General features: G+C 62.0%; 18 protein-coding genes, 1 tRNA gene and 2 pseudogenes. 13 read left to right on the forward strand and 8 right to left on the reverse strand.

What is annotated here, in order from left to right; all coding sequences use genetic code 11:
- Positions 1-5: 5 nt before the first annotated feature.
- A complete protein-coding gene (locus M0D64_RS15850; protein WP_266258399.1) occupies positions 6-740 on the forward strand; it encodes a bifunctional 2-polyprenyl-6-hydroxyphenol methylase/3-demethylubiquinol 3-O-methyltransferase UbiG in 735 nt (244 codons plus the stop codon).
- Between the two features lie 7 nt (positions 741-747).
- The gene (locus M0D64_RS15855) at positions 748-1,125 is read left to right on the forward strand and encodes a GtrA family protein (RefSeq protein ID WP_266258401.1); all 378 of its coding nucleotides are present in this window, start codon (positions 748-750) and stop codon (positions 1,123-1,125) included.
- Between the two features lie 57 nt (positions 1,126-1,182).
- On the opposite strand, the gene M0D64_RS15860 is transcribed toward M0D64_RS15855, so the two are convergent.
- The 3 genes and pseudogenes from M0D64_RS15860 to M0D64_RS15870 form a co-directional block, all read right to left on the reverse strand.
- Complete coding sequence (locus tag M0D64_RS15860) at positions 1,183-2,544, reverse strand: MFS transporter (protein ID WP_266258402.1); 1,362 nt, start codon at positions 2,542-2,544, stop codon at positions 1,183-1,185.
- 141 nt (positions 2,545-2,685) lie between these two features.
- Positions 2,686-3,549, reverse strand: coding sequence for a VOC family protein (locus M0D64_RS15865; protein WP_266258403.1), 864 nt, complete (start codon positions 3,547-3,549; stop codon positions 2,686-2,688).
- A gap of 420 nt (positions 3,550-3,969) precedes the next feature.
- A pseudogene (locus M0D64_RS15870) lies at positions 3,970-4,164 on the reverse strand (DUF1269 domain-containing protein); the annotation flags it as partial.
- Between the two features lie 324 nt (positions 4,165-4,488).
- Between M0D64_RS15870 and M0D64_RS15875 the strand changes: the two are divergent.
- Genes M0D64_RS15875 through M0D64_RS15895 form a run of 5 tightly spaced genes read left to right on the forward strand, consistent with a single transcriptional unit; the run spans position 4,489 to position 9,073 of the window.
- Entirely contained in the window at positions 4,489-5,637 is a 1,149-nt protein-coding gene (locus M0D64_RS15875; protein ID WP_266258404.1) for a c-type cytochrome, read from the forward strand.
- A 13-nt stretch (positions 5,638-5,650) separates the two neighbouring features.
- Positions 5,651-7,411, forward strand: a complete 1,761-nt coding sequence (ctaD, locus tag M0D64_RS15880) for a cytochrome c oxidase subunit I (RefSeq protein WP_154560878.1) — start codon at positions 5,651-5,653, stop codon at positions 7,409-7,411.
- Positions 7,408-8,019 carry a cytochrome c oxidase subunit 3 gene (locus M0D64_RS15885; RefSeq protein WP_171926128.1) on the forward strand — a complete coding sequence of 204 codons (612 nt, stop codon included), beginning with the start codon at positions 7,408-7,410 and terminating at the stop codon, positions 8,017-8,019. The genes ctaD and M0D64_RS15885 overlap by 4 nt, the downstream gene beginning before the upstream one ends.
- Positions 8,016-8,723: a heme-copper oxidase subunit III family protein gene (locus M0D64_RS15890; protein WP_154560880.1), complete on the forward strand. Its 708-nt coding sequence runs from the start codon at positions 8,016-8,018 to the stop codon at positions 8,721-8,723. Before M0D64_RS15885 ends, M0D64_RS15890 begins: the two co-directional genes overlap by 4 nt.
- A gap of 8 nt (positions 8,724-8,731) precedes the next feature.
- Positions 8,732-9,073 carry a cytochrome C oxidase subunit IV family protein gene (locus tag M0D64_RS15895; protein ID WP_172312100.1) on the forward strand — a complete coding sequence of 114 codons (342 nt, stop codon included), beginning with the start codon at positions 8,732-8,734 and terminating at the stop codon, positions 9,071-9,073.
- A 128-nt stretch (positions 9,074-9,201) separates the two neighbouring features.
- Here M0D64_RS15895 and M0D64_RS15900 read toward each other — a convergent pair whose 3' ends face one another.
- Positions 9,202-9,759: a hypothetical protein gene (locus M0D64_RS15900; protein ID WP_154560882.1), complete on the reverse strand. Its 558-nt coding sequence runs from the start codon at positions 9,757-9,759 to the stop codon at positions 9,202-9,204.
- 95 nt (positions 9,760-9,854) lie between these two features.
- Entirely contained in the window at positions 9,855-10,205 is a 351-nt protein-coding gene (locus M0D64_RS15905) for a DUF1488 family protein (protein WP_266258406.1), read from the reverse strand.
- 143 nt (positions 10,206-10,348) lie between these two features.
- Between M0D64_RS15905 and M0D64_RS15910 the strand changes: the two genes are divergently transcribed.
- The 3 genes and pseudogenes from M0D64_RS15910 to M0D64_RS15920 all read left to right on the forward strand — a co-directional run bounded on the left by M0D64_RS15910 (position 10,349) and on the right by M0D64_RS15920 (position 11,852).
- On the forward strand, positions 10,349-10,870 hold the full coding sequence (locus M0D64_RS15910) for a hypothetical protein (RefSeq protein WP_266258407.1): 522 nt from the start codon (positions 10,349-10,351) through the stop codon (positions 10,868-10,870).
- 133 nt (positions 10,871-11,003) lie between these two features.
- Positions 11,004-11,273, forward strand: a pseudogene (locus M0D64_RS15915) (ABC-type transport auxiliary lipoprotein family protein); the annotation flags it as partial.
- Positions 11,271-11,852, forward strand: coding sequence for a DUF2244 domain-containing protein (locus M0D64_RS15920; RefSeq protein ID WP_367619657.1), 582 nt, complete (start codon positions 11,271-11,273; stop codon positions 11,850-11,852). The pseudogene M0D64_RS15915 and the gene M0D64_RS15920, both read left to right, overlap by 3 nt.
- Positions 11,853-12,082: 230 nt before the next feature.
- Here M0D64_RS15920 and M0D64_RS15925 read toward each other — a convergent pair.
- Together M0D64_RS15925 and hemN are read right to left on the reverse strand one after the other, a co-directional pair.
- Positions 12,083-12,167: transfer RNA gene (locus M0D64_RS15925), tRNA-Leu, on the reverse strand.
- 106 nt (positions 12,168-12,273) lie between these two features.
- Entirely contained in the window at positions 12,274-13,659 is a 1,386-nt protein-coding gene (gene hemN, locus M0D64_RS15930) for an oxygen-independent coproporphyrinogen III oxidase (RefSeq protein ID WP_266258408.1), read from the reverse strand.
- 232 nt (positions 13,660-13,891) lie between these two features.
- Between hemN and M0D64_RS15935 the strand changes: the two genes are divergently transcribed.
- The 3 genes from M0D64_RS15935 to M0D64_RS15945 all read left to right on the forward strand — a co-directional run bounded on the left by M0D64_RS15935 (position 13,892) and on the right by M0D64_RS15945 (position 15,820).
- The gene (locus M0D64_RS15935; protein ID WP_168435723.1) at positions 13,892-14,221 is read left to right on the forward strand and encodes a YkgJ family cysteine cluster protein; all 330 of its coding nucleotides are present in this window, start codon (positions 13,892-13,894) and stop codon (positions 14,219-14,221) included.
- Positions 14,222-14,308: 87 nt separating this feature from the next.
- Positions 14,309-14,902, forward strand: a complete 594-nt coding sequence (locus tag M0D64_RS15940) for a DUF1439 domain-containing protein (protein WP_266258410.1) — start codon at positions 14,309-14,311, stop codon at positions 14,900-14,902.
- An 81-nt stretch (positions 14,903-14,983) separates the two neighbouring features.
- The gene (locus M0D64_RS15945) at positions 14,984-15,820 is read left to right on the forward strand and encodes an undecaprenyl-diphosphate phosphatase (protein ID WP_266258411.1); all 837 of its coding nucleotides are present in this window, start codon (positions 14,984-14,986) and stop codon (positions 15,818-15,820) included.
- Positions 15,821-15,904: 84 nt separating this feature from the next.
- Here M0D64_RS15945 and trmB read toward each other — a convergent pair whose 3' ends face one another.
- On the reverse strand, positions 15,905-16,705 hold the full coding sequence (gene trmB, locus M0D64_RS15950) for a tRNA (guanosine(46)-N7)-methyltransferase TrmB (RefSeq protein WP_266258412.1): 801 nt from the start codon (positions 16,703-16,705) through the stop codon (positions 15,905-15,907).
- Positions 16,706-16,960 lie beyond the last annotated feature (255 nt).

Genomic DNA, 16,960 nt, shown 5'->3' on the forward strand with positions numbered 1-16,960 from the left:
GAATCATGTCCCCCGATGCTTATCTTCAGATGGCCGAAACCGAGGCCGAACATTGGTGGTTTCGCGGCCGGCGCGATGTGTTGAGTTCGGTGCTGCGCCGCCTTATGTTGCCCTCCGGCGCGCGTGTGCTCGAAGTGGGCTCCGGCACCGGCGGCAACCTGGAAATGCTCGCCGAGTTCGGCAGTGTGAGCGGAATGGAGATGGACGAGACAGCGCGGATGCTGACCGCAAAAAGCACCGGAGAGCGTTTCGATATCCGCGCAGGACGCTGCCCGGATGATCTGCCTTTCGACTCCGAACGCTTCGACCTGATCTGTTTTTTCGATTGCCTCGAGCACATTGCCGACGACGTTGGCTCGCTTGCGCGCATGCGGGAAGTACTGGCCCCCGGCGGGAAAATCGTCGTAACAGTGCCGGCGTACCAATGGCTGTGGAGCGCGCACGACGTTTATCTTCACCATCACAGACGCTATGGTCGAACGGCGCTCGCGGCGTGCGCCGATGAGGCAGGGTATCAGATCGAACGCATGACTTACTTCAACACGCTGCTGCTTCCGCTGGCGATTGCCGTGCGTTTTATCGATCGTCTGCTCAAGCACGACCGGTCGAGCGGCGATGCCACGCCGACCGGTGCTCTGAACATGCTCCTCTATCGGATCTTCAGTGCCGAGCGTCACTGGGTGTCACATGGCGCGTTGCCGTGCGGCGTGTCGCTGCTCGCTGTGCTGACAGCGAAGTGACACCGGCATGAAAAACAGCACCGAGTTGACAAGACTGATCCGCTTCGGTGTTTGCGGACTGTCGGCGACTGGCCTGCATGTCGGCGTGGCCGTCGCGTTGATATCACACGCCGGTACGTCGCAGTTTCTCGCGAACACGGTCGCGTTCGCATGCGCGACCTGCTGGTCGTATCTTGTGAACACGCTCTGGAGTTTTTCGTCGTCGCTGCGTGTGCGGAACGTCTGGCGATTCATCACTGTTTCGCTTGCCGGTGCGACCTTGACCGGACTGGTGTCCTACTTCGCGCAGATGACGGGGGCTGGCCCATGGATAGGGATTGCGATGGTTATTTGCGCGGTGACGCCACTCACGTTTGTCACACACCGTCGCTGGACATATCGATAGAACGTGGACACCTGTGGGTCGCCGCGCTCCTCAGGGAGAATCAGGCACTGACGGCCCCTAAAGCTTGACGGAACCAGGGATCGCTTGAACAACTTCAGACGATTTGTGCGTGGCCTCGTAGCGCCCCATGCCAAACATGCTGAGTGCAGCAACTATAGCGGGAATCGCAACCAGCACGAACATGAAGGACAGGCCCAGATGCATGGCTAGCAGCACGCCGCCGACCATCGAACCCACGATCGAACCCACCCGGCCAATGCCAAGAGCCCAACTCACACCGGAAACGCGGCTGGCGGTGGGATAGTAGGCCGCCGCCAGTGCATTGACGCCGGTCTGCGAGCCTCCGGTTCCAAGACCAGCCCCAAAGACTGCGAACACCAGCATCGGCAACGACGAGGCGACGCCGATGAGCAGGATAAACATGGCGGCAATAAGATAGGAACCCGTGAGCACCAGACAGGGACTGTGCCTGTCCATCAGTCGGCCGATCAGTACGGCGCCGACCGTGCTGCCCAGGGGCAGCGCTGCGGCGATCAGCGCAGTCATACCCAAAGGAATGCCTGTGTTGCTAATGACTGTCGGCAGCCAACTGGTGAGCAGGTAATACACCAACAGACTCATGAAGAAGGTCAGCCAGAGACAGACGGTGCCAACGATCAAGCTCTTGCTGAAAAGGTTGCGGACCGGAGATCCCTTGATCTTGTTCTCGGGGACAGTGAACGTCGCATGGTCGAGCGGCTCCTGCGGCGCGATGCGGCGGAGCGTGCGAGCCAGTTGCTCCTGCATTCGGCCGGACAGCGCCAGGTACCGGACCGACTCGGGCAGCAGCCATATTAGAACCGGCACCAGCATCAACGGCATTGCCCCACCGACTAGCAGCACGCCCTGCCAGCCATGCAGGGGAATGATCAGTGAGGCGACTACGCCCCCCGATGCCCCGCCTAACGTGAAGCCGCAGAACATGCTCGTCACCAATAGCGAGCGCTGTTTCGCGGGACCGAATTCGGATGTCATCGCAATGGCCGTCGGCATGGCCCCGCCAAGGCCCAGCCCAGTCAGGAACCGCAGAAGTATGAGTTCGCGCAGAGAAGTCGCATAGGCGGACCACAGGCACATTGCGCCGAAAAACGCCACTGAAAGGCAGAGTACGGGTTTGCGCCCAAACCTGTCGGCGAGCGGACCGAACAGGAGTGCCCCTATCATCAGACCAAACAGGCCGCCGCCGAACACAGGCGCCAACTGAAGCGCACTCAGTGCCCATTGCTTCCTGATGGCAGGCGCGATAAACCCGACGCTCGCGGTATCGAAACCATCGAGCGCGACCGTCAGGAAACACAGCGCGACGATCAGAAGCTGATACCTCGACAACTTGTGCGAGTTGATGAAGTCCTGGACATCGACAGTTCTGATCGTCGCCATGGCGTTCTCCCTGCAGCCGCGGAATCCCGTTTGTCTCTTCGAGTAGGGTGCCGGCAGGAAGCCTGCGCCCGCGCGCTATCAGCACGCCGTCTCCGGTGGCCTTTATGTTCTGGCGCGATCAACCATGAATCTGGTCACGTGTCAGGTTTGAAACTCCGGAATGTCGGGTTTGGCGCCCCACATGCAAAAGCCGGTGGAGTCGAACGGGAACTGGCGGGGGCACCAGGTCGCCTCCTCATCCGGCCCGATCAGACGAACGCCAGTCGAATATTCATAAGTCATTCCGTCAGGTCCCTCGAAGTAGAGAAAGACGGCGCCCGAGGTCGGGTGCCGCCCGGGTCCGAACCGAATGGGTATCCCCTGTTCACGCAGGGTGTACCAGGCGCGCATGAGGTCGTCGATGTTTTCAACCTGGTGATTGATATGTTGAATACCGGCAAACGAGGACGGAAAGAGGGCGATCCTGTGATGCACCTCGTCGATCCTCAATAGTGGAGCAGGTCCGATCCAGTCGCTAACACGCGCATTGCACAGTTTCGTCCAGAACATCTCGTCGCGTCGGGGATCGGTGGTGCGCAGCCCCACATGGCTGAAGCCAGTAATTCCGGCGTCGCGTGATGGAAAATAACGGCGGCCGCTATGCAGGGCGCCGAACACCAATTCGACCTGATTGCCCGACGGGTCCCTGAAACTGATGAAGGCGCGTACCCGACGTTGGTCGCACTCGTCGCGACCGCCGACGTGTATGCGGAAACTGTTCTGCTCCAACACCGCGCCCGCATGCTCGAGCGCCTCATTCGTGACGACGTCGAATGCGATGGTATTGTCGTTTGGATCACCCTCGAAGTAGACCAGCGTGTGATCGCGCTGATCTGAGCGCAGGTAGGCCCACCCGCCCTCGCGGCGCACCAGCTGTAATCCGAGGATATTGGCGGCATACTTCGTCGCGGCGTCAATGTCGCGGGTACCGAGCCGAACATACCGGAGTTCGTGCAAATTGATCATGAACGGAGCCCTGCGGTTCGCCTATCTCCAAGGATAGGCGGCACTAGCTCCGTGTGTGTACACAACGCTCACGGTTGTCACCGTGCGCCTGCTTCGAGCCGGATCATCCAGGAAAGAAAAAACCCCGCAAGGCGTTGACTTTACGGGGCTTCTCGGAATGCATGCGGCTCATGCCGGAACAACTTTTGGTGCCAGGGCCGGAATGGAAAAATTCCGGCTATCGCTTTGCTGGAGCGGGTTCGTGGAATTTTGCCGGTACGGATACCACCAAAAATACCACCGGGCGTGGGTACTAGGTCATTCACGTGCTTTTGGCTGGCCATTCTGTCTTTTGCATATGTGCCATGTCGAGACTCCGCTTGACATGTATTGGGCCGTATTCGACCCAAAGGGGGCGCCGATGGCCTCGTCTAGATACACCAGTGCCACGAGGCCGAGAAGCGCGCCGGTCGCACCGCCGAGCGCCACGCCGCGTTCGAGCGAGTGCACGACGTCGCTGCTTTGCAGCAAGGATGTCTCGGGTAACTGTTCGAGTGCGACACTGTGATTCGCGAGGACATGGATATGTCGCGATGTGATCCGCGCCGGCAGCAAGTCGTCGTACGCACGTCGCATACGTGAACAGACCCTAAACACCCGGCGCCCTTGGGAAACTGCTGCTTCGGCAACCAATGCTGGAGGCGGCCGTTTTGTATTGCATCGCGGCAAGTGACTCCTCCATTCGCGCGATCCGTATATGGGGCGCGCTTCCCCCTGACGCTGTCTTGCACGATGCAGAGGAGAGGACTACCTTTGTTTTAGGGCCGCTTACAACGCTCAGCGAAGCGGTCCTGGCAGAAGTGCCGGCGCAGGCAGTACGAAGTACGGCAAGGCGGCACAACGACGCCAGGAGCCTTTTTTGTTAGCGGCTCCAACGAGTGACACGCAGCGAGGTGGCCTATGTCGCTTGCGATTGCCCTGATCCTGATCATCGTATTGGCGGTGGGGTTTCACTTTGCCAGTCCCTGGTGGATCACGCCGATCGCCTCGAACTGGGTGCGCATGGACGACATGCTGACGATCACGCTCGTCATTACCGGCGCGCTCTTCATCGCGATCAACCTGTTCATCGTGATCGCACTGGTGCGCTACCGCCACCGCAGGGGTCATCGCGCTGCTTACGAGCCGCACAACAAGCGGCTGGAATGGTGGCTGATCGGCCTGACCACTGTCGGCGTGGCAGCGTTGCTGGCACCGGGGCTCTTCGTCTACGCAGACTTCGTACGGCCGCCGCGCAACGTGCTGCAGATGGAAGTGCTCGCCCAGCAATGGCAATGGCGCTTCCGCTTTGCCGGCCCCGGTGGCAAGCTGGGCACGACGGACGTGCGCTACATCAGCAACGACAACCCCTTCGGCCTGAACCCCGGCGACCCCAACGGCCGTGACAACTACCTGATCGAGACGCCCGAGGTGCACCTGCCGCTCAACCGGCCGATCCAGGTCCTGACACGGTCGCGCGACGTGCTGCACGACTTCTACGTACCGCCGTTCCGTGCGCGCATGAACATAGTGCCCGGCATGGTGACCACCTTCTGGTTTACGCCGACCAAGGCAGGGCGTTACGACATCCTGTGCGCGCAGCTTTGCGGTATCGGGCACTCCAACATGCGCGGCGTGGTGGTGGTGGAAGACGAAGCATCGTTCTCGCGCTGGCTGGCGCAGCAGAGCACGTTCGCGCAGCGGCAGCAGGCCAGGGTGCAGGCCGCACCCGCCGCTGCAGGCGGCAGCGCCCAGGCGCTCGCTGATCAGGGCAAGACGCTCGCAGAGGCCAAGGGCTGCTTCGCCTGCCATACCGTGGACGGCAGTCCGCGCGTGGGCCCCACATGGAAGGGCCTGTACGGCAAGACCGAAACGATGGCCGACGGCAGCACCGCGAAGGTGGACGAAGCCTATCTGCGCGCCTTCATCCGCGATCCGAAGGCCCGCGTCGTGAAGGGCTTCGCACCCATCATGCCGAACTTCGACCTGACCGAGCAGGAGCTGACCGCGCTGGTGACCTACATCGAATCGCAAGGCGGCCCGGCCGCCATCAGCGCAGCCAAACCCTAGCGGAGCAGACGCAATGCCCTACGCGCACACCAACCACGCCCAGCAAAGCTTCTGGACCCGCTATGTCTGGAGCCAGGACCACAAGGTCATCGCCGTGCAGTATTCGCTGACGGCCATCGCCGTCGGCCTGGTCGGCCTTGTGTTGTCGGACCTGATGCGGTTGCAGCTCGGTTTTCCGGGCAAGTTCAGTTTCATCGACGCCAACCACTACTACCAGTTCGTCACCATGCACGGGATGATCATGGTGATCTACCTGCTGACGGCGCTGTTTCTGGGCGGCTTTGGCAACTACCTGATCCCGCTGATGCTGGGCGCGCGCGACATGGTGTTCCCGTTTCTCAACATGCTGAGCTACTGGGTCTACCTGCTGGCCGTGCTGGTGCTGATGGCGAGCTTCTTCGTGCCAGGCGGGCCGACCGGCGCGGGCTGGACGCTGTATCCACCCCAGGCCATCCTGCCGGGCACGCCGGGCGTGGAATGGGGCATCGTGTTGATGCTGGTGTCGCTGGCGATCTTCATCGTCGCGACAACGATGGGCGGCTTGAATTACGTCACCACCACGCTGCAGGCGCGCACGCGCGGCATGACGCTCATGCGCATGCCGCTCACGGTATGGGGCATCTTCGTGGCGACCATCATGGCGCTGTTGGCGTTTCCGGCGCTGTTCGTGTCGGCGGTGATGATGCTGCTCGACAAGACACTCGGCACCAGCTTCTTCATACCGGCCGTGGTGTCGATGGGGCAGACGCTCAAGCATGCCGGCGGCAGCCCGCTGCTGTTCCAGCACCTGTTCTGGTTCTTCGGGCATCCGGAGGTCTACATCGTCGCGCTGCCGGCCTTTGGCATCGTGTCGGACCTCATCAGCACGCACGCGCGCAAGAGCCTCTTTGGCCACAAGATGATGGTGTGGGCCATCATCATCATCGGTGCGTTGAGCTTCGTGGTCTGGGCGCACCACATGTTCATCGCCGGCATGAATCCGTACTTCGGCTTCTTCTTTGCCACCACCACGCTCATCATCGCCATCCCGACCGCCCTCAAGGTCTACAACTGGGTGCTGACGCTGTGGCGCGGCGATATCCACCTGACCGTGCCCATGCTGTTTGCCATCGGCTTCATTAGCACCTTCGTCCTGGGTGGGCTGACCGGGCTCTACCTCGGCAACGTGAGCGTGGACATTCCGCTGTCGAACACGTACTTCGTGGTGGCGCACTTCCATATGGTGATGGCCGTGTCGCCGATCCTTGTGGTGTTTGGCGGTATGTACCACTGGTATCCGAAGGTGACGGGCCGCATGCTCAACGACACGCTCGGGCGCGTGCACTTCTGGGTTACCTTCCTCGGCACCTATGCGATCTACTTCCCGATGCACTATCTCGGCATCCTGGGCATGCCGCGGCGGTATTACGCGTATGAGGGCTACAGCTTCATTCCGTCTTCGGCGCAGACGCTCAACACCTTCATCACCGTCGTTGCGCTGATCGTTGGGGCGGCGCAGTTGCTGTTCTTGTACAACCTGGCGTGGAGCCTGGTGCGCGGCAAGCGTGCCGACAGCAACCCCTGGCGGGCCACCACGCTGGAATGGCAGACGCCGCAAACGCCGCCAGTGCACGGCAACTGGGGCGCCGCGCCGCCCGTCGTCTACCGCTGGGCGTACGAATACAGCCCGCCGGGGCACGAGGAAGACTTCGTCCCGCAAAACCAGCCGCCTGCGCCTGCGACTGCGCCTGAACCGGCCCACCCGACGCTTCAACCCGGCGAGGCACGCGAATGACCACACTGCCCCGCCCCTTCGTTCCTGACGCGCCACCTGTCTTGCCGAATGCGAGCCGCATCGGCCTGATCGTCTTCATGGCGGTGGCAACGACATTGTTTTCACTGCTGCTGTTCGCCTATGCAATGCGCATGCGCGAGCCCGACTGGCAGCCGATCCCGCATCCGTTGCTACTGTGGTGGAACACCGGCGCGCTGGTGCTGGCAAGCATTGCCATGCAGCGTGCCCGGCAGATGACCTTGCACCGCGCGGCGTGGCTGGTGTCCGGCGGTGTGCTAGCGGCCGTTTTCGTGATCGGACAACTGACCGCCTGGCGCATGCTGTCGGCGGCCGGGCAGACCGTCACCGTCAATCCTTCCAATAGCTTCCTCTACCTGCTCACCGGCCTGCACGGGTTGCATGTGCTGGGCGGGCTGGTGGCCTGGGCGGTGACGATCGCGCGTCTCCAGCGCGGGGACCCCTTCCGGGCCCAGCGCGCCATCGTGCTGTGCGCCATCTACTGGCATTTCCTGCTGGCTGTCTGGCTCGTGCTGCTGGCGGCGATGTGGTGGATCACCCCTGAGTTCGTCGCCGCCATCTGCGGGCCGCTGTATGGAGCCGCGCCATGACCACGCCCACGCTCCCCACCGAATCCGCTGCCACCACGCCCACCGACGCCGGGCCTGACGGCTGGCGCGGCATCGTCACGGACTGGTCGGGCGACCGCGAAGCCTTCAAGGTGCCGTGGGGCAAGGCGATGATGTGGATCTTCCTGCTGTCGGACACCTTCATCTTCAGCAGCTTCCTGATCGGCTACATGACGGTGCGCATGTCGACCACGGTGCCGTGGCCCGACCCTTCCAAGGTGTTCGGGCTCACTGTGGGCGGCGTGGATGTGCCCTTGCTGCTGATCGCCATCATGACGTTCACCCTGATCACCAGCAGCGGCACCATGGCGATGGCTGTCAACTTTGGCTACCGCCGCAACGCAAAGCGCGCCGCCGCACTGTTGCTGGCGACCGCGCTGCTGGGCGCGACCTTCGTGTCGATGCAGGCCTTCGAATGGACCAAGCTGATCGTCCATGAAGGTATCCGCCCCTGGGGCAACCCGATGGGCGCGGCGCAGTTTGGCGCGTGCTTCTTCATGATCACCGGGTTCCACGGCTTTCACGTGACCTGCGGCGTGATCTACCTGCTGCTGATCGCACGCAAGATCCTGCAACCGGCGTTCACCGAGCACGGCAACTTCCAGATCGTCGAGATTGCCGGCTTGTACTGGCACTTCGTCGACCTCGTGTGGGTGTTCATCTTTGCGCTGTTCTATTTGTGGTGAGGCAGACCATGGACCACACCGATCCCGCCCATCGACCCGACGCCGCGCACGGCCAGCAGCATCCGATCGGCATCTACCTGAAGATCTGGGCCCTGCTGTTCGTCCTGAGCACGATGTCGTACATGGTGGATTACTTCCACGTGCAAGGCCTGCTGCGTTGGACGCTGATCGTCGTGTTGATGATCGCCAAGGCCGGGCTGATCGTGTCGATTTTCATGCACATGATGTGGGAGCGGCTGGCGCTGGTGTACGCCATTCTGATACCGCCCCTGTGCCTGCTGGTGCTGATGGTGCTGATGGCTGCCGAAGCGGATCACACCTTCGGCATGCGGGAACTCTTCTTCCACTGACCGCTTCGCCGACCGTTTCTCAGGCGAGTGCCTGGAACGCACCGCTCCGAATACAAAACGACCCGACAAATGCCGGGCCGTTTTTGTTTCCTGGCTCGCTGAAAATCTCGGCGAAAAACACCTTCAAATCAGGCGTGCTTCTCACTGAATTCGTTGAGCGGCACAGGCTGGCTGAGCGGATCGAAGTCGGCCCACCGCCCTTGTTGCCAGCGGCCGGTCGCGCGTTCGATCGCCGCGCCTCCGGCATCGCGCAGCACCCGTGCGGCGTCCAACTGGCTGTCCTGCGACACGTGTACGGCCACCAGCACGCCGCATTCACGGGTTTCTTCGTCGCAGGCGTCACGCGTGCGCATCATCGCGCCGACCAATGAACCGACATACGCACTCACCCCGGCCGCGACCAGCGACATGATAAGCGGCGCCGAAAACGCCGCGAAGATCCCGACGCCGACCACGGCGCCAACCGCTGCGCCAATCGTGATGCCTATCTCGGCACCCTTCGGCGCCTCCCTCGCGTTTGTGTCGGCGCTGATATCGCCGCCGGGCCGAAAACGTGCGTGCTGGCCGATCGGATTGACGAAAAACAGTGTGACGTCCTCCTCGACGAAACCGGCATTGAAGAGCCGTTGCGCCGCGTCTTCAGCGGCGGGGAATGTCGTAAAGCGTGCTGCGACGATGAGTGACATGTGTCCTCCTTCCATCGTTGACTAGCGGTTGCAGACTATGCCGCCCCACCTTACCCGCGCCGAGACAGAGGTGCATGCGGTGGCACGCGCCGGGACTATGCCGTGGTGCCGCGATCGGGTTGCGTGCCGTCCACTCTGAACAGTCCGCTATGTAACACTACTCCTTTGCCGCCGTTCTGGTCGATCGCTTCCGCGTAAACCGAACGGAAAGGATTGCGGCCGTTGTCGAAGGCAGCCATTAAGGCGGATTCCAGCGCGCAATGGGCGCCGAAATGATCTTCCAGCGCCTCGGCGGTAATTGCGCAGCCATCTGTTGTGCTTTCGACTTCGCAGACATTTGATCCTCCACTGTGAGCTAAAAGATTAATTATCGATCCGCTGACAGGTCTGCTGCGAACAACTCTCCTACCTCCCAACAACTGACGTGCCTCAAGGGTCTCTTGCACGTGCAGTTCATCACGCCACGTCGTCGCCAGAACGAGGATCGTCCGTCGGGGTGGCGATAGCCATGCGGCGCTATCAGTCTCGCGAGCTGTAGGACTAGAATGAATTATCCGAATCAATCGGGAGAGAAATTGTGGAACTTCGCATGGATTCCCATCATTTCACACACGGCCAGCCTGACTGGCGGGCAGCCGTGCTCGCAGGCGTCATCGCAGGCGCTGTGTTCCTGGCGTTAGGGGTTATCCTGATGGCACTGATGACGGGCGCAAGTCTGCTGGAGCCCCCACGCATGGTCGCCGCGATCATGCTGGGACGAGGCGCATTGCAATCGCAGCAAGCATTCTCAATTGGCATCGTGCTCGGGGCCTTTGTGATGCATTTTGCCCTTGCCATCGTATTCGCGCTTATCCTCGGTCTGATCATGACGTCATTCAACCTTGACTCGAGCATGGGGATGGCTTCACTGGCGGGTGGCGCTTTCGCTGCAGCCGTTTACCTGATTAATTTCTACGGCATGACACGGTTTTTTCCGTGGTTCGCAGAAGCACGCAACGGGGCCAGCCTGTTCGCTCACATCGTCTTCGGTATCGTGGCGGCGAACATGTACATGAGACTGGAGCGCAACACATCCCGCGGGCTCAAGGCGGACGCGGGCGGCCCATCGTAGTCCGGTGCCATGTTGATCGACCGGTCTCCAGAGCAGAAAAGGCTCGCCGCGCAACAACATGAGCACCTCGTCGAGATAGTCATGGTCGGCCAGACGAGACGAAAGAAAAGCCAAGCCGGAAGATCGGCCTGAAGTCGTCACGCAGATTTTGCCGAACCGGCTTTCGACCGACGAAAGCGACCGGTGGGGCGCGCCACTGGCTCAACTGATGCGGCGCACGCTTGTGCAGGACCTGACGAGCCGGCTGCCTCCAGGCGTGTTCATCTTCCCGGACGCGCCGGAGCCGCCCGACACTCGGATGCTCGTCGTCACGGTGCTCGATGCCGAGACCGATGCGAGCGGAACGGTGACATTGCAAGCGGCGTGGACGCTGCAATCGGGGCAGCCCGCCCGCGCTACCTTGACGCAACAGGCGACGCTGGAGAACCGCGGCACGCCCATTGGGCGTCACGAATGGCTCCACGACGCGGGACTTTCGATCATGTACGCATACTTCAGGCGGTCGTACGGGCCTGGCTCTTTCGACGGCGAGGGAGGTGTGCCGAGCCGCGAGTGGCGCATCAAGCGCAACTGCTCCCTCACGCCGCGGCAGTCGCTCGCCGCGACCGCGTTCCTCATGGCGCTCGACCTCGCGATCGGCGTGGTAACGGCATTCGCATTCGGCGCGTGGCTCACGCTGTTTTTCTCGATGCTTTGCACCGTGGCCGTCGGCATCGCCTTTATCGCCTACTCCAGGCACGCGACGGACGGCGAGGTGCTGACGTTCGCGCCCCCGTTCGTGATCGTCGAAGTACACGAGCGCGGACGCCGCACGATGCATCGGATGAATGCTGGCCGCTTGGCCGTGTCTCTCGACGACAGCGATGGCGTCGTCTACCTTTGCGACGGCTGGCAGCGTATTCCCGTCGGACGGCAACTGCCTGCCGCCGCCCGCGCGGAGTTCGTGCGTCAATTGCGCCGCTTTATCGTGGCCGACTATTGACATGCCGGCCGATGATCGCCCGGCATGTCTGATACCGGTAGTTCATCCGCCAGTATTTCGCGCCGGACTTATCGAGCTGGAAATACATGCGACCACCGTCTGCGAGGAGGTTGCCGATACCACCAGCGGTACTCGGGTCGAGCCGGATCATCCAGGAAAGAAAAACCCCCGTAAGTCGTTGACTTTACGGGGTTTCTAGGAATGCATGCGGCTTATGCCGGAACAACTTTTGGTGCCCAGGGCCGGAATCGAACCGGCACGCCTTGCGGCGGGGGATTTTGAGTCCCCTGCGTCTACCAATTTCACCACCTGGGCAGGTCTTGCAGCGCACGCGCCAGAGTATGGCTCGCGGCGAAGACGCAGATTATGGCGGAAAATTCGACGACGGGCAAGCCGGTCGCCTTCTTCGCCTGCTCAGCCCTCAAACCGTGCGTGAAAAACGTTCGAGCGTCTGCTGACCGAGGTAGCGGTCGAACACCATCGCGATGTTGCGCACGAGCATGCGTCCGGCCATCTGCACTTCCAGCTTGCTGTCGCTCACCGACACCAGCCCGTCCTGCTCGAAGCCGCGCAAGCGCTCCAGTTCCGGTTCGAACGTATCGACGAAGCGGATGCCGTAGGCCGCTTCGAATTCATCGAAGCGTAGTTCCAGATTGCACATCAATTGAGTGATCACATCGCGACGCAGACGGTCGTCCGCAGTGAGGCGCGCGCCGCGCGTGATCGCGAGCTTGCCCGCATCGATTGCCGCGGCGTAGTCTGGCAGGTCCTTGATGTTCTGCGCGTACACGTCGCCGACTTTGCCGATCGACGACGCGCCGAAGCCGATCAGATCGCATTCCGCCCGCGTGCTGTACCCCTGGAAATTCCGATGCAACGTGCGCTGCGCTTGTGCGCGCGCGAGTTCGTCGGTGGGCAGCGCGAAGTGATCCATGCCGATGTAGACGTAGCCCGCGTCGGTCAAGCGCTCGACTACCCGTTGGAGGATCGCGAGGCGCACGGCGGGAGAGGGCAGCGTGGCCGCATCCATCTGCCGTTGCATCTTGAAGAGCTGCGGCATGTGCGCATACGCGAACACCGAAAGACGATCGGGCGCGAGTTCGATCATCGTGTCGAGCGTGCGGCTGAAGCTATCGACCGTTTGGTGCGGCAGCCCGTAAATCAGATCGACGCCGATCGAGTGGAAGCCAGTATCACGCGCGGCTTGCATCACAGACGCAGTCATCTCGAGCGGCTGAACGCGATTGATCGCCTGCTGCACCACCGGATCGAAATCCTGCACGCCGAGACTGAGCCGGTTGAAGCCGAGCATACGCAGATGTGCAATGGTCTCGGGCGACGCTTCGCGCGGATCGACTTCGATCGAATATTCGCCTTCAGTATCGGGCAGCAATGTGAAGTGTTCGCTCGCTGCGGCCATCAGTTCCGCCATTTCGTCGTGCGACAGGAACGTGGGCGTGCCGCCGCCCCAATGCAATTGCGACACGGGGCGCCGCGTGTCGAAACACGCCGCTTGTAAAGCCATTTCGCGCTTCAGATGCTCGACATAGGGACGCGCGTGCGCGCGGTTCTTTGTGGCGACCTTGTTGCAACCGCAGTAGAAGCACACGGTGTCGCAAAAGGGGATGTGGAAGTACAGCGAGAGGTCGGTGGTGGAAGCACCTGGGTCTGCGGCGGCGCGCAGATAGTCGGCGGGATCGAAATCGTCGCGGAACTGCAAGGCGGTCGGATAGGACGTATACCGTGGACCGTTCGCGCTGTATTTGGCGAGCAGGTCAGGGCGGAATAGCGTGTTGGCGGTGGTCATGGGGCGCTCGGGTTTGACAGCCACCCTTGAAGAGGCACGAACCGGCGGATTCTCGGGACCGGTTCGAACAGCGCAGACGCCTCTTGAGCGTGGCCTTTCGTATCCAACAAGTTTACGTGAGCGACCCTTCGCCGAATTGTGTAAAAAGGTCGCACGGGATGCGATGGCACAATGCGGGTCTGGTATGGCGTTGTATGTTGCGTTGCCTGTTTTCGAGTTCAGGAAAAATGTCGTGAGTGATGTGCCGAACAGCGTTGTGAAGCGCGAGTCCCCGTTCCATGTGGCCGGTCATGCGTGCCGCCCCGATTGCGGCGCGTGCTGTATCGCGCCGTCGATTTCGAGCCCGATCCCCGGCATGCCGAATGGCAAACCGGCGGGCGTGCGCTGCGTGCAACTCGGCGATGATCTGCGCTGCGCGATCTTTGGTCAGCCGGAGCGGCCGGCGTGCTGTTCCGGTCTGCAACCGCAGATGGACATGTGCGGCACGAGCCGCGGTGAAGCGCTCGCGTGGCTCACCCAGCTTGAAACGCAGACTCAACCGCAACCGGCGGTGCGCGGATAACGCGTGAACGATTCCGCCATGTCATTCACCCGGACAAACAACCCAACGCAACCGCATGCTCGAGAAGGCTTCCACAGGAGATTTCGCATGACTCGACCCGCTGCGCCGACCCGGCGCCGCTTCCTGCTTGCCGCGCTGACAGGCTGCACCGCGCTTGGCATCACCGCCTCGCTGGCGGCCTGCGCGACATCGACTTTCCCGTTCATCCCGTCGCATTACACGTTCTCGCAGCAGCAGGTGCAGGACGCGGTGCAGCGCAAATTCCCCTATCAGCGCACGGTTTCGCAAGTGTTCGACGTCGCGCTGACCAATCCGGTGGTCGGCTTCCTGCCGGACGCGAACCGCGTCTCGGTGAAGCTCGACGCCCGGCTCGCGAGCCCATTCATGCCGCAACCGGTTGACGGCGTATTTACGCTGTCGAGCGAACTGGCCTACGACGCCGCCAGCAAGTCGGTCGTGCTGAAGTCGCCGAACGTCGACAACGTCAGCGTGAGCGGGCAGGCGCAGGCCTATACGCAGCAGATCAATGCCGCGGCGGCCCTGCTCGCTACGCAGTTGCTGACCAACTACCCGATCTACACCTTCAAACCCGAACAACTGCAATTTGCCGGGGTGAATTACGAACCCGGTACAATCACCATCCTTACAAACGGCATACGCGTGCAAATCGTCGAGAAATGACGCTGCGCGCGGCCGGCAGGGCCGCGCGCGCACCGTGCCGACCCTGTTCGTTTCGACTATCTACAGCGATGAGGGTCACGGATGGACTGGCTAATGGCTTGCAAGGCGCTGATTCTGGGCGTCGTCGAAGGGCTGACGGAATTTTTGCCGGTGTCGAGTACCGGCCATTTGATCGTCGCGGGCAGTCTGCTCAATTTCACGGATGATCACGCGAAAACCTTCGATGTCGTGATCCAGCTCGGCGCGATTCTGGCTGTGTGCTGGGAGTTTCGCCGCCGCATCGGCAGCGTGGTGGCCGGCTTACCCAGCCGGCCCGACGCGAGGCGCTTTACGCTGAACGTGATCATCGCGACGATTCCGGCGGTCGTGCTCGGCCTGCTGTTCGAGAAGGCCATCAAGGCGGCGCTGTTTTCGCCCGTGCCGGTTGCGTTCGCGTTAGTGGCGGGTGGGGTGGTGATCCTGTGGGCTGAAGCGCGTCAGCGCGCGCGAGGCGACGTGGCGGCACGTGTTCAGAACGTCGACGATCTGAGCCCGCTGGATGCGTTGAAAGTCGGCCTCGCTCAATGTTTTGCGCTGATCCCGGGCATGTCGCGCTCGGGTTCGACGATCATCGGCGGGATGTTGTTCGGCCTCGATCGGCGCGTCGCTACGGAGTTTTCATTCTTCCTCGCGATTCCGATCATCTTCGGCGCAACGGCTTACGAGCTCTATAAAGACTGGCATCTGCTGTCCATCGACGCGCTCGGCAGTTTCGCGCTCGGCTTCGTGGCGGCCTTCATCAGCGCCTTCGCCTGCGTGCGCTGGTTGTTGCGCTACATCGCCACACACGATTTCACCGTGTTCGCGTGGTACCGGATCGGCTTTGGACTGTTGATCCTGCTGGTGGGTTACAGCGGCGCGTTGAGCTGGGCGGACTGAGTCTCCGCTTGTCTTCCGCGTCATGAAAAAAGGTCCGCGTTTGCGGACCTTTTTGCGTATGGCGAGCACAACTGCAGCGCGGCTTTATACCGCGCCGCGCTTCCTGAACACCAGATCCCACACGCCATGCCCGAGCCGTAGCCCACGGCGCTCGAACTTCGTCACCGGACGATACTCGGGACGCGGCGCGTAGCCGTTGGCGGTATTTTCCAGCGCAGGATCGGCGCCCAGCACCTCGAGCATCTGCTCGGCGTAGTTCTGCCAGTCGGTCGCGCAATGCAGATAGGCGCCCGGCTTCAGACGCGAAACCAGCAACGCGACGAACTTCGGCTGGATCAGCCGGCGCTTGTGGTGGCGCGCCTTGTGCCAAGGGTCGGGAAAGAAGATGTGCACGCCGTCGAGGCTGTCGGGCGCGATCATCTGTTCGAGCACTTCGACCGCGTCGTGCTGAATGATGCGGATGTTCGACAGCGTCTGCTCGCCCATCAGCTTCAGCAGCGCGCCGACGCCGGGTTCGTGCACTTCGACGCCGAGGAAGTCGTCGTTGGGACGGTGCGAGGCGATCTCCGCGGTGGTCGCGCCCATTCCGAAGCCGATTTCCAGCACGCGTGGCGCCGCGCGGCCGAACACGCTGTTCCAGTCGGGTTGTTGCGGTGTGAAGGACACGACGAAACGCGGACCGAGTTCGTCCATTGCGCGGCGCTGGCCGGTCGAGACGCGGCCAGCGCGCGTGACAAAGCTGCGGATGCGGCGTCGATGCAGGGCTTCTTCGTGCGGGGTGTCGGCAGTCGCGTCGGCGTCGGCATCAGCCGGTTGGCCTTCGGCTTCGGTGGAAGGCGGCGGGAGTTCGTCGGGCAGGCCGGCGTCGTTTGGATCGTGGATCATTATCGATACTGCTACTAGGGTGAGGGCTTTGCGGCTTGCATGGCGGCTTGCATGGCGCGTTGCGAGGCGCCGTTTGCGCTCGCGCGGCATGGGCCGCAGTTCGCAGGCGCGGTTCGCTCGAATCGCTATGCCGGGCCACCGCCACTACAAAAAAGCCGCCTTCATGGGAGGCGGCTCGTGCTGGATTCTGCTGAAGGCTTCAGCAGGAAGGTGGAGCGGACGTTGCAAGTGCGCGTAAGGTAGCACACCCGAAAC

Origin of the sequence: Paraburkholderia sp. WS6, assembly GCF_030464835.1 — a bacterium.
Taxonomy (GTDB): domain Bacteria; phylum Pseudomonadota; class Gammaproteobacteria; order Burkholderiales; family Burkholderiaceae; genus Paraburkholderia; species Paraburkholderia madseniana.

Excerpts from the sequence above, each read along its gene's own strand:
- M0D64_RS15850 (WP_266258399.1), top strand. The coding sequence starts at position 6 with ATGTCCCCCGATGCTTATCTTCAGATGGCCGAAACCGAGGCCGAACAT.
- M0D64_RS15855 (WP_266258401.1), top strand. The coding sequence starts at position 748 with ATGAAAAACAGCACCGAGTTGACAAGACTGATCCGCTTCGGTGTTTGC.
- M0D64_RS15860 (WP_266258402.1), bottom strand. The coding sequence starts at position 2,544 with ATGGCGACGATCAGAACTGTCGATGTCCAGGACTTCATCAACTCGCAC.
- M0D64_RS15865 (WP_266258403.1), bottom strand. The coding sequence starts at position 3,549 with ATGATCAATTTGCACGAACTCCGGTATGTTCGGCTCGGTACCCGCGAC.
- M0D64_RS15875 (WP_266258404.1), top strand. The coding sequence starts at position 4,489 with ATGTCGCTTGCGATTGCCCTGATCCTGATCATCGTATTGGCGGTGGGG.
- ctaD (WP_154560878.1), top strand. The coding sequence starts at position 5,651 with ATGCCCTACGCGCACACCAACCACGCCCAGCAAAGCTTCTGGACCCGC.
- M0D64_RS15885 (WP_171926128.1), top strand. The coding sequence starts at position 7,408 with ATGACCACACTGCCCCGCCCCTTCGTTCCTGACGCGCCACCTGTCTTG.
- M0D64_RS15890 (WP_154560880.1), top strand. The coding sequence starts at position 8,016 with ATGACCACGCCCACGCTCCCCACCGAATCCGCTGCCACCACGCCCACC.
- M0D64_RS15895 (WP_172312100.1), top strand. The coding sequence starts at position 8,732 with ATGGACCACACCGATCCCGCCCATCGACCCGACGCCGCGCACGGCCAG.
- M0D64_RS15900 (WP_154560882.1), bottom strand. The coding sequence starts at position 9,759 with ATGTCACTCATCGTCGCAGCACGCTTTACGACATTCCCCGCCGCTGAA.
- M0D64_RS15910 (WP_266258407.1), top strand. The coding sequence starts at position 10,349 with ATGGATTCCCATCATTTCACACACGGCCAGCCTGACTGGCGGGCAGCC.
- hemN (WP_266258408.1), bottom strand. The coding sequence starts at position 13,659 with ATGACCACCGCCAACACGCTATTCCGCCCTGACCTGCTCGCCAAATAC.
- M0D64_RS15940 (WP_266258410.1), top strand. The coding sequence starts at position 14,309 with ATGACTCGACCCGCTGCGCCGACCCGGCGCCGCTTCCTGCTTGCCGCG.
- M0D64_RS15945 (WP_266258411.1), top strand. The coding sequence starts at position 14,984 with ATGGACTGGCTAATGGCTTGCAAGGCGCTGATTCTGGGCGTCGTCGAA.
- trmB (WP_266258412.1), bottom strand. The coding sequence starts at position 16,705 with ATGATCCACGATCCAAACGACGCCGGCCTGCCCGACGAACTCCCGCCG.